This window comes from Pelosinus propionicus DSM 13327, from assembly GCF_900114615.1.
Taxonomy (GTDB): Bacteria; Bacillota; Negativicutes; order DSM-13327; family DSM-13327; genus Pelosinus; species Pelosinus propionicus.
Window position 1 is genome coordinate 125,683 of sequence record NZ_FOTS01000002.1, and the last position, 26,997, is coordinate 152,679.

Here is a 26,997-nt window from a genome sequence, read left to right on the forward strand (position 1 = left end):
TGATCCATATTTTTTAGTCCTCCCAAGTAAATCTTCATATAATTTTACAGGCTTTTAACTCCTCAATTTGCTGTTCGGACAGCCCCAGCATTTCGGTGTAAATCTCTTGATTATGCTGCCCTTTTACTGGTCCCACGCTCCTTACTTCTCCCGGAGTCCTGGAAAATTTCGCAAGTACGTTAGGAACCCTTATTTCACCAAAATCTTCATCTTGCAAAGTCACAAAAGACTCGCGATGCTTATAATGGGGATCATCAAACAATTGACTCATATCGTACATCGGTCCAACCACTGCACCGCTTGTAGTCAATATTTTAACAATCTCATCAACATTCCGTTCTCCGATCCAGCTGCCAATGATTGCATCCAATTCTTTAACATTTTTCATCCTCGCAGCATTGTTTACAAAACGTTCATCCGTAATTAAGTCTTCCCGCCCCATTGCTGCAAATAATTTCTCAACGATAGGCTGTGCAGCGCCAGACAGAGCCACCCATTTTCCATCTTTGGTTTGGTAACCATTCCTGGGGGCAATGGACACACTGCCGTTCCCCACTGGTCTGGCAATAGTCCCTACCTGATCAAAAGCCGTGATATGGGGTTCTACTAGTCGCATTAATGGTTCATATAAAGAAATATCGATACATTGTCCCCGATGATCAGGCGAATTATTTCTTTCATAAACAGCAATCATCAGTGCTAGCGCCCCAGAAATACCGTTCACTCCATCGGCTAAAGCCATTCCAGGCAGCGTAGGTGGACCACCGGCCGCACCATTTATAGAGGCAAAACCGCTCATTCCTTCTGCTACAGTGCCAAACCCTCCCCTGCCTGCGTATGGACCACTTTGACCGTAACCTGTTGTTCGCAACATAATTAGGGACGGATTGATCTTTGATAAAACCTCCCAACCGAGACCCCATTTTTCAAATGTTCCAGGTCGATAGTTTTCAATTACGATATCTACCTTAGCCACCATTTTCTTGAACAATTCCTGTCCTTCTGGCTGACCGAGATTCAGCGTAATACCTCTTTTATTTCGATTTAATGATTTCCACAAGACCCCAATGCCATTTTTTTGCTTGCCATATTTACGGGCAGTGCAACCCGTTTCTGGATGTTCAATTTTAATAACCTCAGCACCATAGTCGGCTAGAAAAGTAGCAGACCAGGGAGCAGCCAGCATTGTGGCGGTATCAAGAATTGTAAGCCCCTGTAAAGGCAACCGTTTTTGTTCTCCGCGCATTCTCTCATACCCCCACTAATTCCCGTGCTTTTTGCTTTTTCTGCTCAAAAGCCTCAACTACAGCATATCTGTCCAATAATGTTTTCGCTTTTTCATAATGAACATAGTCAATCATCTTACCTTCAAAAGTTGCTGATGCTCTGCCTGCTGCTACCGCTTCATCAAATGCAGCCATAACTTTCTTGGCGTGTTCGACTTCCTGTATACCAGGAGTAAAACATTTATTTAAAACCTCTACATTACCCGGATGAATGCAACTAGCTCCTAAATAGCCATGTTTATAAGCGAGTGCTGCACTTTGTTCGAATGCATTAGGGTCACTATAATTAGCCAATGAACCGATTAAACCCATCGGCATCTTGCAATGCGCACGTGCAATCAGCACTAATTGCGTCCTTGGTACTAATAAAGCGTGATAAGTATCTGCACATTCTACCATTCCGACATCTCTCAAAAAATCTTCATTACCAATAGAAAGTGTATCAATCCGTTCACTGGCCTTTGCAATTTCATTTAAGTTTACATATCCTTTTGCAGATTCTATTAATACTGATATCTTAATTTGCCCTACTGGGATGCCTCGCTTTTTTTCCAATTCAGCAATAAGCTTCTCAATACCATGAACTTCGGCAGTGCTTTCTACTTTAGGAAGATAAATCCCTTCTACACCCGGCCAGACAGAAGCTTCAATATCATCTTTCAGCAACTCTTTCACATTGTTAACCCGGACAAATACATCACTACCTCCTTTGCCGACAACTGGGATTAAATCTTTAATTAGTGCACGTGTAGCCACTTTTTCAGAATTTGGAACACTGTCTTCCAAATCAAGGACAATTGCATCAGCATTTCTCAAATACGCCCTTTCAACAAACTTAGGCGCATTGGCTGGCATAATTAATCTAGATCTGCGGACAGTGTTTTTTGTGTAATTAAATTCCATTATCTAACTCCCTTTTCTTTCGATTCTTATTTATCAGTTTAGCAAAATGCAAAAGAGCCTTGTCTCTTCGCACTTATGCTATGTTTGAAACATGTCCCGAGTTAATAGTAACTTCAATTCAGAAAATTTTAAAATATATATAATTGATAGCAGGTATCTGAAATAACGATTTCAGATATTCGAATTCACATTGCAATATCGACTATATTTATCTAATTTAACCATCAGCTCATTCATATGAACTAAAAAAAATCCTATAACCGTTAAGGTCATAGGATTTTTTTACGTAAGCAGAAAGGATAGCACCTTCTAAGATTCCAAGTAAGATTGACTAAGGCTTTGGCATAAACCAAGCTTTTTCATATAATACTGTAATAGAGAAAAATTGATCTATATTAAATTATTAAAATCTACCGTTTTGGCAAAGTCAATAAATCGCCTTACCATCTTCAATTCCAGCATTTCTTTTTGATACATTATCAATGTTTGCCTTAATATGGGTTTACCGTCATTATCCATTAGAGCTATTTGGTGTATATTCTCATCATTCTTAAATATAGTACTGGGTACTATGGCATATCCTAAGCCGTTTACAACCATGCCTTTACAGATATCAAGGTGACTAACCGTCATGCCAATTTTAGGTGATTGTGAAAAGTTCTTCCCCCACCAATTATTCAGTAACATTTTATATGAAACATCAGTCTGATAGTCAATTCTCGGCAATTGCGGAAGATCATTAAATTTAATTTCTTGCTTAGACGCAATACAGATCGGTTCCTCATGTAAAATGTGCTTTTCACCTCGCCAGCCATGATCCATGCGTACAAACCCCACATGTATATCTTGATTCTGCAATAAGCTGCAAATATCACTACTCCAAGCGGTAACAACATTAAATTCAACATTTGGGTATTGTTCTTTAAAAAGCCCAAGCAATCGTGGTAGTTTAAACTTAGTCAGATAGTTTGGAGACCCAACTAGCAGTGTTCCTTTTATGTCAGTACCCATGCTGACAACTTGTTCTTTAATTTGACGAATATTAGTTAGCATATTTTGTGCACATTCTGCAAGGTAATCGCCCTCTGGAGTGAAATGAATGCCTCGGCTGCCCCTATAGACCATTTTGACATCAAATTCCTGCTCAATCTGACGTATGCGGGCCGTTAATGCTGGCTGAGATATGAATAATACTTGAGCTGTTTTTGTAATATTTTTCTGTTCATGCAATACTTTTATAATTAGCCAGTCCCGATCTTCCATTCTAGCCCCCTTAATTCATAAGTTAGAGAACATACGGTACTATTGCGCTGATTTACCACTCTTTGTAGAGAAGACAATTATAACTTATCAATTTGATACCTATTTAAAATTATTAATTAATTCTGATTTCTAATCCCTTTGTACTAGGAAAAAATTTTCCCACTTTGCCGAAATTATAATTTGGTGGTTCTTTTAGTACCTTAATCAAATGCTCATTTATGCTAACTTGGTGTAATCGAGTTAACCATCTTTGCCTAACAGTCTCATTAAAAAGTTGTATCCATCAATGGATTACCATGCCTATAATCCAGCTGTGACTAGATCTATCCTATCATACTTATACCAAAAAAGGAACGTCCCCAACGCCAATAAGAATTCCTGCAAATTCTCGATTGAGTTTTGCAGGAATTTATTGTTGCTGCTGTATTATTTGATTGGTACTGTCCAAAAGTATTTTGACTTATATCAGATTTTCTGGATTTAAACCTTTTAGCTCGGCAACAACGAAAGTTCCATCCTTACGAATGAGTCGATCATCAAACCATATTTCACCGCCACCGTATTCAGGAGTCTGGATGCATACCAGATCCCAGTGTATAGCAGATCGATTGCCATTGAAGGCATTATCATAAGCATTTCCAGGAGTGAAATGAAAGCTGCCTTTAATTTTTTCATCAAATAGTGTATCCTTCATTGGTTCTGTAATGTAGGGGTTTACACCTAAAGCAAACTCACCTATATAGCGGGCTCCTTCATCCGTATCCAACAGTTTATTAATTTTTTCAATCTCATTTGCGGTAGCTTTTACAATTTTTCCATTAATAAACTCGAGGCAGATCTTTTCATAAGTAAAGCCACCTTGAATTGAAGGGGTATTATATGAAAGATAGCCATTTACTGAGTCTTTTACTGGCGCAGTATATACTTCGCCATCTGGAATATTCACAGTACCTGAACATTTTATAGCTGGAATACCTTGTATCGAAAAATTCAGATCAGTACCAGGACCTATGATGCGTACTTTGTTAGTCCTCTGCATTAACTCAATCAGAGGATCCATTGCTTTTTCCATTTTCTCATAGTTCAGATTGCATACCTTGAAATAAAAATCTTCAAAAGTCTCTAAACTAGTATTTGCTAACTGAGCCATAGAGTTATTGGGGTAACGAAGAACACACCATTTTGTTTTAGGAACACGGATGTCTGTATGCACTGGCTTATTCCAATATTTTTGGTAAAGCTGCATTTGTTCCGATGAAATATCAGCTAACTCACTACTATTTTCTGCAGCCCTAATAGCAATATACGCATCCATACGGTTCATACGTGCTGCTTCCCACTCTGCAATCATCGCTAACTGATCAATGCCAGCCCCTTTTAATAGTTCCCGGATCATCTTATAATTTTTTATTGTTACAAAAGGAATTCCTCCTACCCGATATACCTCTTCCACCAATGCCTTTGTTAGCGGTAATCCGTCATCAAACATTTCAATTAAAATTTTCTCACCCTTTTGTAACTTAATCGAATACCCGATTAAGTTCTTAGCTAACTCTCGAATTCTCTGGTCCAAAATAAAATCCTCCTATACATTATGTAATCTCATCCGGCATTTTCATAAAGTAATTGCACTAAAATTTATAGCTAAGGTTACTGATAAAATATTGACGATCATTACTATCATTTCCAGCATAATTTTTCATATCACCATAACTCAAATGAAGTATTGCACCTTTCATCGGAACATAATCTATGGCATATTCAATGCCTTGAATATCATTCATAGCATTGACATCCATAGCATAGGTAGCATCTGCTGTACTCCAGTATTGTGGATCAAATCCTGGTGCGGCCTTTCTGTAAGTAACACCTACATCCCAAGAACCTACTTTTTTACGGTCAGCCTGCCTGAATGTCAAGCCTGCCATCCATGCTTTAGCATTTTCAACATCATTTTTGCCATATTCACCAACTACTGCAAGATTTTTAAATCCGTTATAGCCAAACCCTGCCGTCCAAGCCTTATACTGGGCAGTAGTTGTTTTATCATCAGAATCCTTTAAATAGGATGCCGTAACGTCAAAATCGTTGGTTAAATTCGTCGTAATATCAGTAAAGAAGTACTTTTTCTTATCGGCTGCACGGACATAACCGATCTGAGTTTTAATCTTGCCATCAAAATCAATCTTGGCCCCATCCCAATTCTTATCAGTATCCACTAGTAAACCTTTCCCTAGTGCCAACGGCAATCTGCCAACAGCTACACCCACCTCACCAACGGTACCTTTTATAAAAGATAAATCGACTTTTGTAGCTGAACTTCCGCTGTCATGCTTTCCATCAAATGATGTAATGTTGTTGCTATTAACAAAGCGAGTGCGAAAATTCCAACCATCGCCCATATCAACATCAATATTAAATCTTGTTCTAAAGTTTACGTCATCCGAATATTTATTACTCTTTGTATACTCATAGCGGAAACGAGTATCACCAGAAATCTTGACTTTATCAATAAGAGCAGCAGCAGTTCCAGTAGCTGGTGCAGCCGGTGTTGTTGCCGAAGTATACACCCCGAGATTGCTTAGTTCAACCTTAAATTCTGCGGCTAATTTATCTATAGTGGCTTTTTGTTCTGCATTGGCCTTATTTTGATTTGCTAATGCCTTTCCAACAAAAGTAGCCAATTCGTACCGGGTAAAGGTTTGCTGTTTACTGAAATTCATGTCTCTATATCCTTCATAGAGATCAGCTTGGACTAGTGTGTCGATTGCATCATAGGTCCAGTTACTCGTTGGAACAAGTTCGAAAGGATTCGCGGCAAAAGCTGTTGCCGACATGCTCAATAAGTATCCAACAACTAAGGTCTTAAGTAAATTCTTTCTCATTGTATTCGCTCCCTTTTATTATCGTTTTTTAGTTAGTTCATTGTTTGAGCAAGATTGCTTCTTTTATGGCTTCCTTGTGCTCATAACGATAATACATATATAGCTGCTATAGATGCTCTCTCGCCCTAATTAATAGAATAAAAGCAATTGCCATAATTCACTAACTGCTCTTAGCAGTAACACAACATTAAGTAATGCAACATCAGTATCACCTATTGAAGTCATCTTCAGGATAAAGATCTAATCTATTTTTTTCTTGTAAGCACAGACATAATGATCCCCCCCAAAATATTTTGATATTAGTTATTTATAAGTTAACATTCTACCCTCCCGTTTAAATAGTAAATATACTTTTAATTTTTGTTTTAATATTCAAAATATTCAATGTATATTTCCGATTGCTTTTAATGCAACTATTATGCCAAAAGAAAAATGTATATAGCAGGTGTTTCTTTATAATAAAGAATAGCAGTCGCCTACTATAAATTTAGGCGACTACTCAATAAAATGTATCTCATTTAGTAAATGAAATCAGATTGAAATGGGATTTATAGGTATTTAATCTCACCTATTAATTAACCTATTATGTTTTTCATTACTCATTTTATAAACCTTAACAGGCATAAAGTCATGACGTTGCTTACAACCTAAGTTACCATCAAATAAAATACGTTATTTTTATAAAGTTATCCGATATAAAGCAGCGAAGGGTGTTAGAAAAAATTTTCTAACACCCTTCGCTGCTTTATATCATTCTATAATTATTGTTAAAATAATACTTTATGTAAAGCACTGTGAGGTGCTGGCAATACGAGTTGATCGACTAAAAATCCGCTGTCATGTATAGCATTGCTGCCAGCCTTAATGGCAGCCGTTACTGCTCCTACATCGCCAGTTAGCGTCACCATAGCTTTGCCGCCCATTCCTCTTGCCAGACGAACTTCAATCAATTCTACATTGGAAGCTTTTACAGCCGTATCTGCTGCAATAATCGCAGAAGCTACAGAATAACTTTCAATTACCCCTAAAGATCTTACTTCTTTGACTTCGGTACAGCCTGACAATGCTGGAAAAATACTATCATGCAAATTAGGAAGTATAAATTCATCCACAACATTTTCAGCGCCGCTTACTGCCGTTCCACTTCTGACTGCGCTTTGGACGGCTCCTACATCACCTGCAATCATGACAACATACTTGCCAGGGCACATGGCTTGTGCCATGAGGATCTCTACATTAGCTGCCTTTAGCATGGCATCTGCTGCTAAAAGGCCTCTGGTAATATTCTTTAATTCTAATAGACCAATAGCACGCTTCATCTTATTTCCCCCCTGTTATCCTAAACCGCCCGGATACCAATACTAGTATCTACTCTACAGATCTCTCCTGATATACTGGCATGTAAATTAGCTCCTACCGCTGCGCCTTCAGGTATAATTCCAATTAAATCACCTTTTTTAACCGTATCCCCTACTTTAACAATGGGTAGGGCTGGCGCTCCAATATGCTGTGAGAGAGGCAACGTAACTTCTTTTGCAATCACCTCGTTTGCACTCAATGGTGCTTTTACATCATATTGAGCAATACCGAGACGGGCTGTCAAACGTTTGGTAGGAATTAAACGATTTATACGGGTTGACAGAGTCTGCTGTGGTTTATTATTATGAGGATTCTTTATCCCGGCTTTTCCCAATTGCTTTTTCAACTCTGCATTCACTCTGCGGGGAGATAAACCCATGGAACAGCCAAAAGTATCACATGCACCACATTCTGAACACAGCAAGGCACGAGAAAAAATAGCCGACTCCCCTACCTGTCCTTTACCAATCGCCTGCATGATACGATGAGGTTCTAAACTATGACCTAACAGGTGACGCGGACAAACATCAGTACAGGCTAAACAATTACAGCATACTGCCTTCGCCCGATTGGCAATCATTTGCCATGTTGTATTTTTCTGTGTAATTAAGGAATGATCCATAGGTAAGATCAAAATTCCTCCTGTAGTTTTAGTAACCGATGCATCTGCGGTAATTAATTTTCCCATCATCGGACCGCCGTCAATAATGGCATACGGATTCACAAGTGCTCCCCCTGCCAGCGTAATCAGTTCCTGTACTTTCATGCCAATGGGTACTTTTAACGTGACTGGTTTCGCCACGGCGCCGCCAACTGTAACATATTTATCCGTTACGCCTTGACCTTTTAAAGCGTCCGCAATATTGATCAGGGTTTCAACATTAGCCACTACCACTCCTACGTGGAGAGGTATACCACCTTCAGGTACAATTCTGCCCGTAACCTCATGAACAAGAACTTGTTCATCTCCTGCTGGATAAATGTCAGGTAAAAAAAACAATTCAATTTCCTGTTCACCGATCTCTTTTATAGCAGCCTGGAGGTTTTTCGTGGCTTCTTCGTACTTACGTTTTAAGCCAATATAACCGCGTTTTGCCCCAGTGGCCAGCATCACTGTTTTCAAACCTAAAACCATTTTTGTACTTTCTGCTGCCATGATATGCTGATGAGCCCTTAATAAGGGTTCGCATTCCGCACCATTAACAATCACAAATTCAACAGCAGCGTTGATTTTAACATGGGTAGGGAAACCAGCTCCGCCAGCGCCTACTACACCTGCTGCTTTTACCGCGGCGACAATCTCGTCACGCATTTTCTATCAGCTCCCAAACTTTCATCTATCCACTGACTAAATCGCTCTAAAACTTCCAATTATATAGTTGGAAGCACTAGAGCGACTAAGCCTGAAAGATAAGTTCACTCTAGATTCGGATGGAGTAAATACTCCATCTAAATCTAGAATTTTTTTAATTAAACAATGGAGAAAGCATCAACAAGAACACATCTTCTCTGCCGAGTAAAGCTGCGTGGTGAGGTAATTCCTTCACCTGTTGGGCCGGCAAGAGTAAAACTGGTAAAGCCTTCTCCGCCTACTCCAATTCCTGCATAGGAAGGAGCATTCTTGACGAAAATTGTCGTTTCAACCGCTCTGGCAAATCGAGTTAAGTGATCAACGTTTTTAGAGTGCATCGCTGCTGTATGGCGATTGCCATGCTCTACTCTTACAGCCACCTCAATGGCTTCATCAATGTCTTTTACCTGCACTACCGGCAACACTGGCATCATTAACTCTTCAATGACAAAAGGATGATCTGCTGGTGTTTCGCACAGAACAACTTTCACACTATCCGGTACATCAATACCAATTTTGCTTAATAGATACTTTGCATCTTTACCAACATAATCTTTATTAATGCCATAGCTTCTTTTCGGCTTATCTGTGCACCCTTCTGCTATCTTTTCTTCCTGCACTGTCATGATAACGTCAAGCAGACGATCAATATTAGATCCTGAAATCAGATAGGCACCATATTTTTGCATGTAGGTAATCAATCGATCTGCAATGGATCCTACGGCAATTACTTCTTTTTCTGCAATGCAAGGCAAGTTATTATCAAAGGAGCATCCCGCGACAATATCCCGAGCTGCCTTTTCAATATCTGCAGTTTCATCTACGATAACAGGTGGATTGCCAGCTCCCGCACCAATGGCCTTCTTACCAGAAGATAAAACTGCCTTAACGACTCCAGGACCGCCTGTTGCTACCAACATATTGATTCCTGGATGTTTCATCATTTCATTAGCTGCCTTGATGGAAGGATTCGCAACTGAAGTTAACAGGTTATTGGGACCGCCAGCTTTGACGATGGCATCATTTAATAGTGTGATGATCTTTATGGATGTATTTTTTGCAGTAGGATGCGGACTGAAGAATACAGTATTCCCCGCTGCAATCATGCCGATACCATTGCAGATGACGGTTTCAGTTGGATTCGTAGTAGGGGTAATAGCACCAATAACGCCGTAAGGTCCCATTTCAATTAACGTTAAACCATTGTCGCCGCTCCAAGCCTGGGTAGTCAGATCTTCTGTTCCAGGAGTTTTAAGAGCAGCTACCTGATTTTTGATAATTTTATCAGATACTCTTCCCATACCAGATTCATCCACAGCCATTTGCGCCAAGATTGTGGCATTCTCATACGCTACATCCCGCATGGCTTTAATGAGAACTTCTCTTTTTTCTAAAGATAGAGTCTTTAACTCCTGATATGCCTTACGGGCTGCAGCCACCGCTTCATCCACCGTTTCAAAAATTCCGCTGCCATAACCAGTTGGAGCTGCCTTTGCGCCGGTTTGCATTTTCGATAATATTTCTAATGTTATTTTCTCAATTAGAGCTTGATCAATACTCATATAATCTCCTCCTACTAGTATATTGAGTCATTTAGAACATTGGATAAGTTTGCAAATATTTTTTCGCCCAACATGGCGAAGTATCGGATCAGGCCAGTGAAGCTGTAAGGTGGTAAGAACGAAGCAGGGCGGAAAAAGACTGCAAAATTACCATTGCTTTTAGATGACGCAATGTACTAAATACCATCTACTACTTAATAAGCAGCTAGTGCAGCCTTAGCAACTGTTATGTCTTCCTCAACTGTACCGCCGCTTACACCTAACCCGCCAATTACATTTCCTCCAGCAATAAGAGGAAAGCCACCGCCAAAGGTGATAAACCTGCCATTACTTGACGTATTTAAACCAAAGAGCGGCTGTCCTGGCGCTACCACAGAAGCAACTTCTTCTGTAGACATTTTTAAGGCAAGAGCAGTGTATGCTTTATCAAGGGCTATCGAAATACTCCCTAGTAAAGCGCCATCCATACGATGCTGTGCTACCAGATTGCCCCCTGCATCGACTACTGCAATTACCATAGGTACTCCTATTTCTGCTGCTTTTTGCTCTGCGGCTGTGATCAGTTGTTTTGCTTTTCCTAATACACTTACGTGTTCTTCCGCTTTATCCTGTGATTTTCCGCCTTCTAATGCTGCTAATACCTTGCTCTTAACAGTTAGTATGACTTCCTCTTGTTCTACACACCGCGCTAAAACATATAGGAAATCGGAAAGGCGATTTAAGTATAAGGAAACTGGCACAGTAACTTTTTCTTCTCTTTTCAGACGAATAACACAGCGTTCTGCCCTCCGTACCATTGTTCGTGCCAGATCCAGTGCTGCACTGGCAGAACAAGTGCCAGGAGTTATAAAATAGTTTTGAGGAATCCGCTTTTGTTCTAGCTGATCAATCATCAACTCGATTCTGGCAACATGTGCTTCTGTAATACGATAGTCAGCAGCTTTTAATGATTCCGTTGCCAAGTCTGCATTTAAATCAATTAACTCTTTTTGAACAGAATCAAGCATATCAGCCGCCCAAGGTGAATGATGAATTAACGACTTGCCTAATCCCATAGCAGAAGTTGCTTCATCTACTGTTCCATACGCTTCTACACGTAAACTATCTTTATACACTCGCTGCTTGCTCAGCAAGCTGGTTTGTCCTTCGTCTCCCGTTTTTGTATATACTTTCATCATACACTACTCCTCGAGTAAAACTGTATTTAACTCGATATTATCATTTTCTACCCCTGCACAAGCTCTACACCGCATTCTCGGGCAATATCTCTAGCTAATGGCGTCAGAATGGCTCCTTTCGGAACCGTGATACTCTTCGTGCCATTTTGTGCAGCAGTCTGTATTGCGGCGGCATCCAGCACAGTCTTTTTATGAGTTGACTTACTTACTGGCTGCTCTGTTGTATGACTCACTTTCATCTGCGCTTCTTGGCATAGTCGTTTTTGGCTGACTGCTGCGATGCTTTCTACAGGAACGAGTTCCATACCAAAATCCGCTAATTTCTGCAGATTTCCCTGCAATGCTTTAATAAGACCTGGGGATGAGTTCCCCATAGTATATTGCGCCCGCCAGCTATCCAAAGGGTCGGCAGCATTATACGCTGCTATTACTGGTTTTCCCATCATTAATCCTTGCAGAATCAGCGTTGAAACCATCGTATCGGATAGGGTATGGGATAACTTCGCTGCTGTATTTTGGGTGAGTACAGGAACGATCACAATATCTGCTTCACGCAATGCTTTTCCTGGATACGGCGAATGGGCAGTAACAATATCAATGTGACTGCCCAGTGCCTCTGTTACTCTTTCAATTCCCAAGATTTGTTCAGCAGCTGCAGATAAAACTGCTGTTATCGCAAAACAAAGGCCCTGTAATTTTTTTATTTCGGCTAAACCTTGTTCAAATCCAATGGTTCCGCCAGTGAAAATAACTAAAGCCTTATGCTTAATTTGGACAGATTGTCCCTGGGCAATAACAGGATTTTGTTGCAATTGGCGCAGAATTTCGGCTGTGACAAGCTGCACCATTTCTTCATTATCCATGTTACACCTCCTGGCATCGAGCTATGGTTACCACGTCACCACTTTTTAAACCAGTGGCGTTTGCTTCATCCGTATCAATATGAAATTCTAATCGAAAATCAGGCTTTACACGCACTAACACATTCTTTAATATTGTCGACCTAGTTCCACTAGTTTCAACCCATACACGCTCTCCATCGGAAACACCAAAATGCCGAGCATCATCTGTATGCATGTGAATATGTCTGGTTGCACAGATCAAACCTTCTGATAAAGTAACTGAACCCTGGGTACCAACAATCGTTATACTTGCTGATTGTTCAATATCACCTGAATCACGTAAAGGCGGCACAACACCAAGACTAAATCCGTCAGTCCGAGATATTTCAGCTTGTGTTGTTTTGCGCACAGGTCCTAAAACCCGTACACCGCGAATGACACCTTTTGGTCCCACCATGGTAACCGTTTCCGCTGCAGCAAATTCACCAACTTGTTTTAGATCTTTTTGCCGCGTTAAGGTATGACCAGCACCAAACAATATTTCAATATGCTCAGCAGAGAGGTGGATGTGACGGTTCGATACTCCCACAGGAATGTCCATACTTCTTGTCTCTAGTGAGGTAGTCTTCTCCAGAGCCTGCATGACTTGTTTTACGACTTCATCCAATATCTTCTTTTCCACTATCACACCTCAATCCACCTATTTTTCTATTTTATTTCAAGAATTGTTAAATCATCCTAAGACTTCCACTTTTTTCGCAAATGGAAGTCCTAGTATAACTACGATTCATATAGTGCTTACACATCAATGAGTCGTAACTTTTTTATAAAGATTCGTCAATTTTAGGAAGTATTTTCTCAATATCGGTATGAGGACGTGGAATGACATGAACTGAAATCAGTTCACCAACTCTTTGAGCTGCTGCAGCTCCTGTATCAGTAGCTGCTTTTACTGCTCCTACATCACCACGAACTAAGACAGTCACCAAACCAGATCCAATTTTTTCATAACCTACTAATATTACATTAGCCGCCTTAACCATTGCATCCGCAGCTTCTATTGCACCTACTAAACCTTTTGTTTCAACCATTCCTAAAGCTTCTCCGCGCATATTATTCCGCCTCCTTATTATTTCTATCATAATGAATACAAGTTATCTTAGGGTCACCCTTGACTCTAGGGCAAGCAGGATCGCCGCAAATATTACAATAACCAGATACCTTTTTGGATTGTTCTATAATTGGCAATTGTTCACTCGGCTCTATCTTTTTTTTTTCTGCCGCTTCGATTTCCTCCTGTACTTCTAACTGCAGTTCATCTACTGCAACAATCTCTTTATTTTTCTGAATTTCTTCAATTTTTTCTTTTTCAACGATTAAACTCTTTTTCTCTTTGAATCCCACTGTATCCTTGGTTGTTACAATGCCGGACAACGTTTCGTGAGGTCTAGGTATAATATGTGTAGCAAATACTTTATTTACCTTACTGCCAGCTGCTTTACCAGCTTGAATTGCAGCTGAGACCGCACCAACGTTGCCAGTCAGTTTAATAACTACCATTCCGCCACCTTTTGTCATCTCATAACCAATTAACTGTACATTGGCTGCTTTCAGTGCCGCATCAGCAGCTTCCAATGCTGCAGCTAATCCAACGATTTCAATGAGACCTAAAGCGTTTTGGACCATGCTTTCACCTCCCCATGGCCTTGTGCACTTTCTTGAAGAACCTTTTGAACGATACGGTAGACTACCTGGTATAAATCATCTCGAAGATTTGTTTCGTAGTTTTCATTTTCCGACGGTCGGTCTTTAAAAGGAATTCCTTTTACCAAGCGTGCAGCATTATAGCCAAAATGCCGCCAATGAACAGGGCTTCCAACTTCTTGTAAGGAAAAGAGCGGTTTTGGGGCAGGCAGTTTGACATAATGGATGCACAAGCCTTCTGGTCCAATTCCGACACCGACTCCCAGCTTTGATTTAGAAGCTCCTTCATACGATAGTGCTGCGGCATTTGTTTCATTGCTTTGCACCACAGTATAAGGTATTCCCTCTTCTTCCATTCCCGCTTGCACTTCTCGTAACTTCTCTTCACCGCCTGGGTGAGGAGCTAAATAGATGAGGATACAAGGTTTATTTTGATCTGGCAGCATAGCATCACGCCTCTCTGTCAAGATATGACAGTACCAGTCCAGTAGCTACCGCATTGCGTGAGCCTTCGGAACCTCTAATATTTCCTCGTCCGCATACAATACTATATTCAGCCAATGCATCGGTCACCATATCTCCTACTTCAAAATCCATGGCAGATCCTCCTACTAATACAACAAACTCAATATGACGAATATTGCCTGTAGGCGCTACACGGCTCAGAGACCGAATTGCATTTGTTACAAAAACGCGTTTTTTAGCCTCTCGCCTTACATGACGAATCTTATCCAAAGGGTGAGAACTAGGTATTGGAACCATTTCTCCATCTTTTAAAATTACCACACGAGAAAAAACTTGTGGAGGAAGGTGCTGTTCGTAAAAACGCACGGTTCCGTCTTCCAGCCTAATATGATATAAACTTTCAACTTTGGCTAATGGATATTTTTTTATATCTTCTGCCAGATCAAAATCATTTAATCCCAGTTCAGAATTGATCAGCATGGTAACCATATCACCAGCACCAGCCAAATGGATGGACAATACACGTTCATCTCTTGTGATAATCGCAGCATCTGTTGATCCGCCGCCCATATCAAGGATTGCCAAAGGTTTATCAGTACCGGGAGTTGTTAATGCCCCGCGAATCGCCATATTAGCTTCAACCCCAGCTATGACCACTTTTACCCCCAAATTACTTCTCAATTGATTTGCAATTTGTTCCATGGGAAGACGGCTTGTTTTTACCATAGCCGCTAGAGCCACCGCATTTTCCAAAGCAAATTCTCCTGCTAAGCCACCTTGTACTTTTTGCGGTACAAAAGTATCAACAGCCAGAATATCTTGTATTTTCATATCGCCAAGATGCTGCTCGGTAAGCTCGCTCATAACCTGACGAACCCGTTCTAACATTCCACTTACATGAGTGCCAGCTTCTCCTTGCACATCAAGAACTGGCTGCACTCGCTCCACCGTTTCCATAATTTTATTAGCCCCAGATTCAACATCAATATCAGCTTTACCCTTTGATCCAAAGATTGTGATAAATCCAGCAGGGATGGTTCGTGCCTTTACATCACCTTGGGGGGTGCGCACAACAACCGCTGAACGATTGCCAATTAAAGCACGAGCAATGGGTACCACCATCTTTGTATCACCAGCTGACAACTCAAAAACTGTGGCAATTCCGTAAGGATTTGATAACGTTCGAATGGTTTGCCCCGGTTCTGCCACTTCTACAGCTGCCAACATCCCAATGGGAACCTTTTCAATCATTGTTACTTCATCCACTACGGGTATTATTTTCTGCAAACGATTTGCAATAAGTACAGCATCATCTTGCCGTACAATGACCCCTTGAAGATCAATACCTCGCGCTAAGGCTTGATTTAAAACACGAGCAGCATCTTCAAAATCAATGTTTTCGGGGATGACACAAATCACTTTTTCTCCAGAAGTAAGGCTTTCCAGCTGAGTAAAAGAAACGGTTTGCCCAACACCTAAGCCTACACCCCCTGGGGTAGATGGATTATGTCCAATCATTGTAGATTCTGTAATAATTGTTTCGGTAATGGTTTCCATTGCCAAGTCACCAATTACAGGTGTTGCTTCATTCAACCTGATTTCAGACAAGTCCGCCATTGTCATTCCAGCTTTTTTCAGCGCTTCTTCTAAAGCAATGACAATGCCTGGAATATTTGCCAGCGTACCTTTTATACCAGTAGTCTTGACAATACTGCTGGTATAAAACTTTGTTACTTTTGCTGATTCCATTGCAGCCAAGCAAACTTCTGTTGTAGAGTTTCCAATATCTACACCTGCAATTATAGCCATGAAAATTCCACCTTATTCCGCTCTGAGACGATTGCGCCGTTCGTATACCCCTGCAGCCTCTCTCACAAAAGCGGCATTTATTTTTGCATTGTATTTCGTATCTAATTCATCTGCAATAGCTATTAATTCTGCTCTTGTAGACCTGTAAGGACGAAGAGCATTGTAAATTTGCAGGATTCGTTCATCAGGAATGGCCGTTAATTCAGCAGCCCGGCGCAAATTGTCACCAAACTGCGTTCTGCCAACACCATCAGCAATTTCGCCTTGCATGCGTAATGTTTCAGGAGCAATACGTACATCTTGGGGTTTAACATCACCATTCAGCACATTTGCTAAGGTAATATCTGAAAGTTTCTTCCCAGTAGGAGATTTCAATAACTCTGGTCTTTTTGTAGCTAAAGGATAATCTCTATCCGGATTTAATCCTTGAGCACCCACTGTTGGAGCAGTTTGCGCTGTTTGTACTGCTGGCGCACTGCCTTTCGTCATGGATTTTAATACTTCACGAACCATATCTTCAATCAATTTTTCTTGAGACATATCAATCACCTCCGCTTAGTTAAATTTCACTTCGATTTCGACTGGTTTAGCGCCTTGAATTACATGTTCAGTTTCTTTTATATGCAAGACGGCTGCCTTTGCTTGAAACTTTGGTCTTGCCATTTGATCATTTTTGGTTGGTACTGGCACTGGAGACTCACCTTTTGCGTATTTTGCCGCATTACGCCCAATAGCACGATAAGCCTGCAAATCCAATAAAGGAGATTGAGAGAAAAGTTCCAAATTACTAAGTGGCGGCAAATCTTTCTGATGGATAACCGTTGTCCCTCTGGATTGTATACCAATGGCAATTCCAGATCCGCTTAGCTTAGTACCATCATGAGCATCAAAAGCAACGTCAGAAGTACGCAATACTCTGATTACTCTGGCAGTTAACCCTTCTTCTTCAATGCCTGCGATCATTTCACGCAATACGTCACTATGAGGAATATTTACAATGGTTTTATTTTGATATTTTCCAAAAGCTGGAGCTAAGGCAATTACTACTTCATCGGCTCTTGTACCGGGACGTGCTTCTCCTTTTTCCACTAAGGTCATGGGACGACCTGTCGCAGCAGCTGTTGCTGTATTTGTAGTAGGTTTAGGCTGTTCCATACCTTGCAGCACTTGCAGAATGATTTCCCGAATCACTTGCTCGTTAATTTGCATTACACTACACCTCTCTTTCTAACTTAAGCATCATAATCAGACGGATTGATTGCCTGACTGATGTTTTTGATTTCATTCCATCTTTCATCACTCATCTGGTAGCCAGTTCCTGGACCTTGATAGTCATTACGGCTGTTTACCGCACTGATAACATTAAAGTTTTTGTCCAGAATCGCGGATGTATGGAGATAATCTCCGGAAATACGCTGTTTCAAAATATTTAAGATATGTTCCGCCAAATCGGTAAAGCCAGTTTTAGCCAATGCTTTGACGATATCGATACCTGTAATGCCGCGGCTCATTAGTTCTTGAGCAGCTTTTAAATCTTCAACAACATTACGTGCTGGCACATCTTTACTGCCGTGAGCATAGGTTGCAGCCTCCACTTCTTCATCGGTAATTGCTGGGAAGCCGAGTTCTTTAAATACAGCCTGAAGTCCTTTAGCTGCCTTATTACGAACTGCGATGACTTCTTCTTCTAAAGCTGGACGCAAGCCGCCATCTACTTTCAAGTCGCGCTGTATAATATTCCAATCATCATAATCATCAACATCCCAGTTTGAACCGGCAAACATATTATCATAATTTGGTGTACCGCTATAGCCAGAGCAGATAAAGTCTGTACCAGGCAGGAACTGCATTAAAGTGCGGGCTGTTTTGCGAATGTCCGAATGTGTAAAGGTTTGGTCATTACTAGATGCTACTTCCATGTCTAACATCGCTGCGCAAAGATTTTCTGCCAATACAGCGCGAATACCAGAAGGAACAGCTGCAGGAACGCCAATACAACTTACGGAACCATTCTGCAAGCCTTGAACTCCAGCACCTCTGGTAAGCATGATGCAGCGAATTTCTAGATACAGCATGGATTTGCCTTCTGCATACCCCATCTGTACTTCTGAGCCAGTACCGGAAGTAAACCTCATTTTTAATCCTCTTGAAGCATAGGCTGAAGCAAGAAATGCTTTTGACCATGGTGTATCATCACCATCAACAAATACATTTTCTGTTCCATATACGGAAATCGTTTCTGCATAGGCAGTAATGCCACGCATGCCAAGTTCTAATTCTGTTGCTTCTTCCAAAGCACATTGAATCAGCGTGCCACCTCGTCCAGCTTGGCTGCCAATTAATAAAGCCAAAGCATTGAAAGGAGCATAACGTACGACAGCAACGGTAGTTTCCATTTCATCAAAACCACGTAATGCAGCTTCTGCACCATCAGCTGCAATCAACACTGGATTATCATTTACATTCGTAATATGACATTGGTTGGACGGAGTTTTGCGTGCCCGCATTTTCTGTAAGGCCATCATCATTTCTACTACATTCATGGTATTAAACACAGCTACCAGTTTAGCAGCAGTTAAACCACGCACAATGTCAACCACTTCTTTTCTGGAAACATTGACATCAACAAGCATTTTAGCGATTTGACTTGCTTCCATTGCCATTGCTTTCTCAGCAATCTTCACATCGATGGCGTAATCGGCAATGAACTGTTCAATAAAATCAAAGTTACTCCGAGTAACGCCGTCCATTTCTACGATTTTGCCATTCTCAATTTTAATGCTAGGCACCGGATCGTTTGGGCTGCCCATAGCGATCAGGCCAACCTCTGGCCATTCTTTTACGAAACCGTCCTGATTTACAGGGCGGGCAGCTAAGACTTCAAAACGTTTTGATCTCTTCATTGTTTTTCCCCTCCCTGCTTTAGATATATGGTTTAGTTGATGATGGAGCCGGACCAGCCATAGCTTCCAATAATTTGACACCTACTTCTTTAGCAGCAAGTACTGCTTGGCGTACGGCACCAGAATCACCAGTAACCTGAAGAATTACTTCATTGGAATAACTCGTCCCACCTGCTGGGCTGCCATAGCCAACCACTTCTACATTAGCAGTTTTTACAGCAACATCAGACATAAGTACGCCAATGGCAGCAGGAGCACCAACAATCAATCCAAAGGCTTTTCCCACTGGAGCGCCAAAGGCTTTATTAATTGCATAACTTGCCCGAGCTGTATACTGTAATTCAATATGCCCAGCATCATTGCCATACACATCACCAAAAGTACGATTCAGTTCTTTTAGTGCTACTTCAATTGCGCGACGAGCATCTGATACTTCTTCTGCACCAAAGAGAATCAAGGAACCATGTCCTGCTCCACCTTTTGTGTCACGAGGCAATTCAATGGATATAATCTCGGTATTCGTTGCTTTTACAGCTTCATCAGCAGCCATAATATGTGGGCCAGCGCCAGTACGAGCACCTAAAATACCAATGGAACGATATTTAGGATCGATTTTCATTTTTTCATGCAGCATAGGATCCACATTGGCAATCACTAAACCAATGGTATCGCCAATTGCAGTTCCCACAAATTCAGTGATACCAGGATTTCCTGTTGCTTTAGGTTTTTCTTGAGCCCCTTGGGCAGCAGTAGGAGCATGATTCTCCATACGCTTTTTAATTTCATCCATAACCTTATCAATTAATTGCTCTTGCATATAATTTCTACCTCCACATTAAATTCCTATTTTATTTTGGGAAGAATTTTTTCCACATCGGTATGGGGACGTGGAATAACGTGAATAGACACAACTTCGCCAACTTTTTGAGCCGCCGCGGCACCAGCATCTGTTGCCGCCTTGATGGCACCAACATCACCACGCACCATTACTGTCACCAAGCCAGAGCCAATTTTTTCATATCCAACTAATTCAACATTTGCAGCCTTTACCATCGCATCTGCAGCTTCAATAGCACCTACTAATCCTTTTGTTTCAATCATCCCTAATGCTTCGCTCATGAATTACACCTCCCTTCCCCAAAGTGTGCAATTAATTCTTCGATCCCTTCTCCAGTACGAGAAGAAACGAAGAAGATTGGTTCTTTAACTCCGATCTCCATCAAGCGAGATTTAGCTTTGTCTCGATCAATGCCAGGTGCATCGACTTTTGTTACTACCCCAATAACAGGACGGGAAAACATTCCGGCAAACCCAGGCGGCAGAGTTACTTTCAGATTGGTTGCATCCTGCACAACAACGACAACAGATGCTTGCATAGCCGTCGTCATCAATGCTGAATAGAAACGCGGTATCTGAGCATATTCTCCCGGAGTGTCAATGGCTCCATCTGAAAACTGAATACTTTGGGTCTTTTCGGCTGATCGGACATCTTTTTGCAGCGTATGGATCAAAGATGTCTTGCCCGCCCCTATGGCCCCAACTAACATTACCTTCTGCATATCATGACTTTGTTTGTTTAGGGCCACTAAACCCCAAACTATTGACTAATAAATTGGTCACCTGCCTAAGAGATGCTTCCACATTGGATACAGTACCGACCAGTACTAGTGATCCAGTAAAACGATCCATAAAGCCAATTTTTACATCTGCTGCTTTTGTTGCCACATCCGCTGCAATAATAGCAGCTTCACTAGGGGTAATGGTTAAGATTCCAATCGCCGATGTGCTCTCTAACCCTAACTTCTCACATAATTCTTTTTTAGGATTAGATATGAGGTGAGCTAAGGTTACTTGTTTGCCTGGTACATATTCTTGAACCACTCTTGCCTTTTCTTCCGACATACCATTTCCTCGCAATCCTTACATTAGTTTGACAATTATAACTATTTCTCATTTTTAGTTTTTTACCTTGCATATTTATTGCTTAGCCACTGGACATAATTGCTGCATCCATTTCAACCATAATCTAGATATTTTTTTCACACTCGTCTTACAGGATTATTTTGTTTTATTATTCAAATATTTCTACTACAAAAGCAAAATAGGACTACTTTACCGTAGTCCTATTTTATCTTTCATAATCCTTTTTTATTCAAAATTATCTTTTATTCTTTTTTTGCTTAAATATGGAACTTTTTTGCATTCGTTTTTTATTCTTGCTTAGTATTACGAAATTCATTTCGATACTGATTTGGTGTCATTCCCATTGTCTGACGAAATACACGGCTAAAATAGCTGGCATCTTGATATCCTACCTCCGCAGCAATTCGCACTGCCGTAAAATCAGGATTCTGCAGCATTTTTTTGGCTTTTTCAATTCTAACTTTCGTTAGAAAGTCTACAAAATTATATCCTTTTTCTTGTTTGAAAAGCCTGCTAAAATAAAAAGGACTTAAATGAACCGTTTGAGCAACTTCTTCTAGCGATATATTCTTATGATAGTTTTTTACAATGTAGTCACATGCTTTATTAATAACCCTCAAATTCATGCTGCTTCTATTTTCCAGCATATTGTCCATAAAGTGATCCAATGAGGCAAGCATCCATGCCTCTACCTGCGTTTTATTATTACACTCGTTCAAGTGATTTATGCAATTTAAATTTAATAGCGTCAATTGTTCTATGTTAGCACCACCTTCCACTGCTGACCGCGACAATACAATTAACAATTCCAGCACACATGCTTTAATCGTATCCATATTAGCCTTACTAGAAAAAATTCCATCTAATAATTCATGCAGCGCTTCTTTAGCTTGCTTGCGATCACCGCATCTCACCTTGTCTAACACATTTCGCTCGTAGTGAAAAGGATAGTTAAAAGGTCCTGTAGTCAGATAGGGCACATCCTCTACGTGAATAATCTGGCTATCACCTAAATAAAATCGCTGCCGCTGCGCATGCAGAGCTTCTAAGTAGGACTTATGAATTTCTCGTGGATCATCGTAATATCGTCCAATTCCAATAGTAATACTGATATTCATAGCTTGCGCAATGCACTCTTGTATATCGGCAGCAACTTTATGTGCATTATCTTTTATTCTTTCTTCACTTTCTACTTCAGCAAATCCTAACAAAACAATCAAATTATCACTGCCAAAAGGAGTAACCAATGCATCATCGCCAGCGACACTAGAAATAAGCTTGTGAATTTTTTGTTTAATCATTTGTTTTTCCAATTCACTATCACTAGAGGTCAGCTGTTTAAAATTGTCAACATCAATCACTAAGACCACACCAGGATCAACTCTCATTCCCAAGAAACGGGAGCGTTCTTGAAAATGTTCCATTTCTTTAATATTCCCGGAAATCAAATCATAGACAAAAGACATTTGAATAAAAGGAATGGCATCTTCCACACTTTTTCGTAAGGAAGCTTCTTCTTGTTTTTTTCGTTTCAATTCCTCCACTCTTTGAATTGTCAGTTCTAATGTATGCATAATATCATCCGGGCGGACAGGTTTTAAGAGATATTCAACGACTCCAATGGTTAATGCTTGTTTTGCATAACTGAATTCATCAAAAGCTGTAAGCATGATAATTATTGTATCAGGCGACAAAGCGCGAATGCGCTTTGCTGCTTCCAGTCCGTTCATTTCCGGCATACGGATATCCATTAACACAATATCTGGTTTGTGCGTTGCAGCAATTTGGACAGCACTCTTCCCATCTCCTGTTTCGCCAATCACTTTAATAGTAGGACATTTTTGCGAAACAATAAAATGTAACGCCTGTCTTTCTAATTGTTCATCATCTACAATCAATAATGTATACATTCTTTTCTCCTTGCTAAGCTGCTCCTACATCGGACTGTAAGGAAGGCAGATGTAAATACTCGTCCCTTCTCCCAGTTTACTCTCCATTGTAAGGCCGTATTCATTACCGAAGTAATGCTGAATTCGCTTGTGAACGTTAATAATTCCCAAACCTGTCGTCTGTCCATGAATTTGCTTACGTTTTTCCGCACGAAAAATAGTTGCAACTTCTTCAGAGGATATCCCAATGCCAGTATCCTTAACAATGAGAATCACATGTTCTCCTTCAAGTCTCCCACTAATTTGAACCACTCCACCTTCCACTTTACTTTCCAGTCCGTGAATAATGGCATTCTCTACTAAAGGTTGAAGAGTCAGAGGAGGTATTTTCATTTCCATAATAGACGTATCCACATCAATAAAGGTCTGTATACGTTCACCAAAACGCATCTTTTGAATGAGCAAATAATCTTTTATCGATTTTACTTCTTGCTCTAAGGTTCTTAATATTTCAATATCACGCAAATTATTACGTAATAAATCCGATAAAGCATAAACTACTTCCTGAGTCTGACCCGCTCCTTCCAGCATTGCTAAACGAGCGATGGTGTTCAATGTATTAAATAAAAAATGCGGATTCACCTGAGATTGAAGCGCTTTTAATTCCGTAGCACGAAGCATTGTTTCTAATTCCGCCTTGGCCTTTATCTCTTTTACAAGGTGCTTCCCGGCAAGATTAGCTACGCCAATTTCTACAATATAATTTGACATTATGTAAATTAGATCAGCTGCTGCCTTTATGCGTTTTTCCGGTACCACTTCCACAATATCAAAAAATTCGGATAATCGTTCTGCTTCCAGTCCCAAATCTTTTGTACAGCAGAACATATTACTTTTAACATCCTTATCTTCCTGAAGTAAAATAACTTGTCCTGCAAGAAATGCACCAATATATTGATTTTCTACAACTATGGGAGCTGCTAAATCTGTCAAACCAGCATGGCATGTATACACAAAAGGTTTCTGATTACGGCGCCCTCCCTCATCGTCACATTGTACACATCGAGTTAACCCTTGTGGCAAAGAACGAACATAGCTGCAAAATTTCGTAAAGTTGCTGGGATTCGTTATCGGATTACCTGCAGGATCAACGATGACTGCCGCTAATCCAGTTGCTTCAGAAAATTTATCTTGTATTTCTTGTAAAATTTGAGTATTGACAATTTCGCCTAAGGTAAATCGATTTAATGCTTGCACTAGCAATCCTCCCCTTATCAAAACCTCTATACTATATCATTTTATTGCTATCATCCAACGGCCACTCCATTCCAAGGTCCCCATCTTTGATAAGCAAGGTCTCTTCGAGTGGCTGCATCTTTTGATAAACGACTTCATGCAGCTAATGCAATAAAGATCAGCTGAACTAAGCCTTCTTTAACATGATAAGTATTAGATAAAGGGGAAACCAGTTCCTGCAAACAGCAATATTTTACTATATTACAGCAAGTAAAGATAATGCATTATACAGCAGCAGTCTTTGCAGAGGCGGATTCACTTAATACAAAATCAGAAAGTCTTGCCATGTTTTGCATTGTGTATGATATGGTTTTCAGCATAGAGACCATAAGAATCGCACCTGTGCCCTCACCTAAAGCCATGTTAGCGTGAAGAATCACATCCTCTGCCGGAATATTCCCTAATAATAATGAATAAGCCATACCTGGTTCTTTTGACATATGAGAAGGAATCCCGTACTTTTCAATTGTTTGGTCTATGCGGAATGCACAAGCATAGGCCACTGCAGTAATAAATCCGTCAATTACGAAGGGAACTCCTAATTTGGCACATTGCAGCATTCCTGAACAAATACCTACAATGTCAAATCCACCTACACATCGTAAAATATCTTCAACTTTTTGCATTTTATTTTTATGACGCTCAACGCCTTTTGCTACTATATTTCGCTTATGCTTTAAGAACTCATTACTGCTCAACCCTGCCCCGTATCCAACGATAAATTCCGGAGGCATTCCTGTAAGAGCATGTAAAACAGCCGACGAGGTTGTCGTATTACCAATCCCCATTTCACCAAAAGAGAAGATATTTACTCCTTCCCGCTGTATCAGATCTGCTACCATTTTTTCTCCAACAGTCCAAGCTCGATCAAATTCTTCCTGCGTCATAGCTTCTTCTTTCATAAAATTCTTCGTTCCAAAAGCTACTTTATGATCTATACCAGCCTCTTGGGCATTATTAATACCAATATCAATCACACTATAAGGGATCTGATTACATTGGCAAAAACAACTTATCGTTGCTTTGCCATCTGCCATATTCTTGGCTTGCAGATAGGTAATTTCTCCAGGATAATTGACAACGCCTTCCTCAATGACTCCGTTATCAGCCGCAAAGATGATATGATGCGGTTTCATCTCCGAACGAATTTCTCCCCATGCCAATATGACTTTCTTGAGATGCTTCTCTAATTTTCCCAAACTCTGAGGTGGCTTAGCCGCCCCATTCAGCAATTCATCAACTCTGGCTTCCAAATCCATATCTACCCCTCCTAAAATTATAGTTAAGAAAAATATTAACAAATCCTAAAAAACAAAACATTTTGAACCGCGAAGATACGAAGAATAAGAACATAAAATTTAATGAATCGTTTTAAAAAATATACAAAAAAACCTAGCCCAAAAGGCTAGGTTTTTTTGTATAAAAATCCCATCCTTCTGGCATTACCCCTTACGCGGAGGTAAATGACAGCCATAACAGGCAGGTCTCCTGACTTACGGATCCTTAAAATCCCTGCGCCTTCCTGGTCTCCCAGTGGCATTTGCAGGACTTTCTCCCCGATTACAGTGGCGCGACCGCGTCGTTTAAGGAATATAATTCCCTTCCGAACTTCCCTATTCTCCTCTAGCTAAAGAGGCACCTGTTTGGTGGCAATTTATTATTCTGTTATCACAATAGTACTACAGTTTATCTCATTCTCCTATCTATTATTCGTAGATGAGCAATATAATCAAGTAGTTCGTTAAAAAAATCCCATTTAGTCTAAATTAATATTTCTGACATGCCAAGTATCATTCACTAACGCTACTATTGCTCGATTATCAACATACTCAATTATATTGATTGCCGAGCTATCCTGCCGCATAGACCACATTTTATCTAAACCAATTGCGAGTGCAGCACAAAGCAGCACTCGCATCGTTCCCCCGTGGGAAACAAGCACAATGTTCTGCTCTTGATGCTCTTTAATACACTCTTGCAATGCATAAGTTACACGCTGTTTAACAGCCTGAAAACTTTCCCCTTGAGGCGGACCAAATTCACCAGGCTTATCATACATCGCAGTTAGGATTTCTGACCAATCTTCCATAATCTCCTGATAGGTAAGTCCTTCCCAAATGCCAAAATTAATTTCTCGAAATTCAGGCTTCGTTATAACGGACAATCCGTGATACCCGGCGATTGCCTCAGCGGTCTGCTGTGCCCGAAGTAAATCACTGCTATAGATTGCGCTAATTTTTTCATTTGCTAAGCGTTTTGCTACTAAATTCCCCTGTCTTACTCCCCTTTCATTTAGTGAAATATCGCTATGCCCTTGATATTTCCCCTCTTGATTCCAAGAAGTCTGGCCGTGACGCACAAAAATTACCCTAGTCAATG

At 40.5% G+C, this 26,997-nt stretch carries 26 protein-coding genes and 1 riboswitch; all 26 genes read right to left on the minus strand.

Features of this window, described 5'->3' with window-relative positions:
* Positions 1–34: 34 nt before the first annotated feature.
* The 26 genes from BMZ99_RS01620 to cobC all read right to left on the minus strand — a co-directional run bounded on the left by BMZ99_RS01620 (position 35) and on the right by cobC (position 26,995).
* The gene (locus tag BMZ99_RS01620; RefSeq protein WP_090932294.1) at positions 35–1,246 is read right to left on the minus strand and encodes a CaiB/BaiF CoA transferase family protein; all 1,212 of its coding nucleotides are present in this window, start codon (positions 1,244–1,246) and stop codon (positions 35–37) included.
* A 4-nt stretch (positions 1,247–1,250) separates the two neighbouring features.
* On the minus strand, positions 1,251–2,189 hold the full coding sequence (locus tag BMZ99_RS01625) for an HpcH/HpaI aldolase/citrate lyase family protein (RefSeq protein WP_090932296.1): 939 nt from the start codon (positions 2,187–2,189) through the stop codon (positions 1,251–1,253).
* A gap of 390 nt (positions 2,190–2,579) precedes the next feature.
* The gene (locus tag BMZ99_RS01630) at positions 2,580–3,452 is read right to left on the minus strand and encodes a LysR family transcriptional regulator (protein WP_090932298.1); all 873 of its coding nucleotides are present in this window, start codon (positions 3,450–3,452) and stop codon (positions 2,580–2,582) included.
* A 460-nt stretch (positions 3,453–3,912) separates the two neighbouring features.
* Positions 3,913–5,025, minus strand: coding sequence for an aminopeptidase (locus BMZ99_RS01635; RefSeq protein WP_090932300.1), 1,113 nt, complete (start codon positions 5,023–5,025; stop codon positions 3,913–3,915).
* A 58-nt stretch (positions 5,026–5,083) separates the two neighbouring features.
* Positions 5,084–6,337, minus strand: coding sequence for a porin (locus tag BMZ99_RS01640; RefSeq protein ID WP_090932302.1), 1,254 nt, complete (start codon positions 6,335–6,337; stop codon positions 5,084–5,086).
* Positions 6,338–7,104: 767 nt separating this feature from the next.
* On the minus strand, positions 7,105–7,656 hold the full coding sequence (locus tag BMZ99_RS01645; RefSeq protein ID WP_090932304.1) for a BMC domain-containing protein: 552 nt from the start codon (positions 7,654–7,656) through the stop codon (positions 7,105–7,107).
* A 20-nt stretch (positions 7,657–7,676) separates the two neighbouring features.
* A complete protein-coding gene (locus BMZ99_RS01650; protein ID WP_090932306.1) occupies positions 7,677–9,008 on the minus strand; it encodes a 4Fe-4S dicluster domain-containing protein in 1,332 nt (443 codons plus the stop codon).
* A 158-nt stretch (positions 9,009–9,166) separates the two neighbouring features.
* Positions 9,167–10,609: an aldehyde dehydrogenase family protein gene (locus tag BMZ99_RS01655; RefSeq protein ID WP_090932308.1), complete on the minus strand. Its 1,443-nt coding sequence runs from the start codon at positions 10,607–10,609 to the stop codon at positions 9,167–9,169.
* Positions 10,610–10,803: 194 nt separating this feature from the next.
* Complete coding sequence (locus tag BMZ99_RS01660) at positions 10,804–11,787, minus strand: cob(I)yrinic acid a,c-diamide adenosyltransferase (protein WP_090932310.1); 984 nt, start codon at positions 11,785–11,787, stop codon at positions 10,804–10,806.
* A gap of 47 nt (positions 11,788–11,834) precedes the next feature.
* The gene (locus BMZ99_RS01665; protein ID WP_090932312.1) at positions 11,835–12,650 is read right to left on the minus strand and encodes a flavoprotein; all 816 of its coding nucleotides are present in this window, start codon (positions 12,648–12,650) and stop codon (positions 11,835–11,837) included.
* Position 12,651: 1 nt separating this feature from the next.
* Positions 12,652–13,317: a phosphate propanoyltransferase gene (gene pduL, locus BMZ99_RS01670; protein WP_090932314.1), complete on the minus strand. Its 666-nt coding sequence runs from the start codon at positions 13,315–13,317 to the stop codon at positions 12,652–12,654.
* Between the two features lie 136 nt (positions 13,318–13,453).
* On the minus strand, positions 13,454–13,741 hold the full coding sequence (eutM, locus tag BMZ99_RS01675) for an ethanolamine utilization microcompartment protein EutM (RefSeq protein WP_007933515.1): 288 nt from the start codon (positions 13,739–13,741) through the stop codon (positions 13,454–13,456).
* Between the two features lies 1 nt (position 13,742).
* Positions 13,743–14,315, minus strand: coding sequence for a BMC domain-containing protein (locus BMZ99_RS27285; RefSeq protein ID WP_090932315.1), 573 nt, complete (start codon positions 14,313–14,315; stop codon positions 13,743–13,745).
* Positions 14,297–14,800 carry a glycerol dehydratase reactivase beta/small subunit family protein gene (locus tag BMZ99_RS01685; protein ID WP_245754764.1) on the minus strand — a complete coding sequence of 168 codons (504 nt, stop codon included), beginning with the start codon at positions 14,798–14,800 and terminating at the stop codon, positions 14,297–14,299. Before BMZ99_RS01685 ends, BMZ99_RS27285 begins: the two co-directional genes overlap by 19 nt.
* Positions 14,784–16,607: a diol dehydratase reactivase subunit alpha gene (locus BMZ99_RS01690; RefSeq protein WP_090932320.1), complete on the minus strand. Its 1,824-nt coding sequence runs from the start codon at positions 16,605–16,607 to the stop codon at positions 14,784–14,786. The genes BMZ99_RS01685 and BMZ99_RS01690 overlap by 17 nt, the downstream gene beginning before the upstream one ends.
* Positions 16,608–16,619: 12 nt before the next feature.
* Positions 16,620–17,147 (minus strand): diol dehydratase small subunit, encoded by a 528-nt coding sequence (locus BMZ99_RS01695; protein ID WP_090932322.1) that lies wholly within the window; start codon positions 17,145–17,147, stop codon positions 16,620–16,622.
* A gap of 15 nt (positions 17,148–17,162) precedes the next feature.
* Complete coding sequence (locus tag BMZ99_RS01700; protein ID WP_090932324.1) at positions 17,163–17,816, minus strand: propanediol/glycerol family dehydratase medium subunit; 654 nt, start codon at positions 17,814–17,816, stop codon at positions 17,163–17,165.
* A gap of 23 nt (positions 17,817–17,839) precedes the next feature.
* Positions 17,840–19,510: a propanediol/glycerol family dehydratase large subunit gene (locus BMZ99_RS01705; protein WP_090932326.1), complete on the minus strand. Its 1,671-nt coding sequence runs from the start codon at positions 19,508–19,510 to the stop codon at positions 17,840–17,842.
* A 19-nt stretch (positions 19,511–19,529) separates the two neighbouring features.
* Entirely contained in the window at positions 19,530–20,327 is a 798-nt protein-coding gene (gene pduB / locus BMZ99_RS01710) for a propanediol utilization microcompartment protein PduB (protein WP_090932328.1), read from the minus strand.
* 26 nt (positions 20,328–20,353) lie between these two features.
* A complete protein-coding gene (gene eutM, locus BMZ99_RS01715; protein ID WP_007933527.1) occupies positions 20,354–20,629 on the minus strand; it encodes an ethanolamine utilization microcompartment protein EutM in 276 nt (91 codons plus the stop codon).
* Positions 20,626–21,069 carry a EutP/PduV family microcompartment system protein gene (locus tag BMZ99_RS01720; protein WP_090932330.1) on the minus strand — a complete coding sequence of 148 codons (444 nt, stop codon included), beginning with the start codon at positions 21,067–21,069 and terminating at the stop codon, positions 20,626–20,628. Before BMZ99_RS01720 ends, eutM (BMZ99_RS01715) begins: the two co-directional genes overlap by 4 nt.
* Before the next feature lies 1 nt (position 21,070).
* A complete protein-coding gene (gene eutS / locus BMZ99_RS01725) occupies positions 21,071–21,412 on the minus strand; it encodes an ethanolamine utilization microcompartment protein EutS (protein WP_090932333.1) in 342 nt (113 codons plus the stop codon).
* A gap of 308 nt (positions 21,413–21,720) precedes the next feature.
* Positions 21,721–23,343, minus strand: coding sequence for a response regulator transcription factor (locus BMZ99_RS01730; protein WP_090932335.1), 1,623 nt, complete (start codon positions 23,341–23,343; stop codon positions 21,721–21,723).
* Between the two features lie 24 nt (positions 23,344–23,367).
* Complete coding sequence (locus BMZ99_RS01735) at positions 23,368–24,579, minus strand: sensor histidine kinase (protein ID WP_090932337.1); 1,212 nt, start codon at positions 24,577–24,579, stop codon at positions 23,368–23,370.
* A 263-nt stretch (positions 24,580–24,842) separates the two neighbouring features.
* Positions 24,843–25,877, minus strand: coding sequence for a nicotinate-nucleotide--dimethylbenzimidazole phosphoribosyltransferase (locus tag BMZ99_RS01740; protein WP_090932339.1), 1,035 nt, complete (start codon positions 25,875–25,877; stop codon positions 24,843–24,845).
* A 202-nt stretch (positions 25,878–26,079) separates the two neighbouring features.
* Positions 26,080–26,276, minus strand: a riboswitch (cobalamin riboswitch).
* A gap of 98 nt (positions 26,277–26,374) precedes the next feature.
* Positions 26,375–26,995: an alpha-ribazole phosphatase gene (gene cobC, locus BMZ99_RS01745; protein WP_090932341.1), complete on the minus strand. Its 621-nt coding sequence runs from the start codon at positions 26,993–26,995 to the stop codon at positions 26,375–26,377.
* Positions 26,996–26,997: the final 2 nt, after the last annotated feature.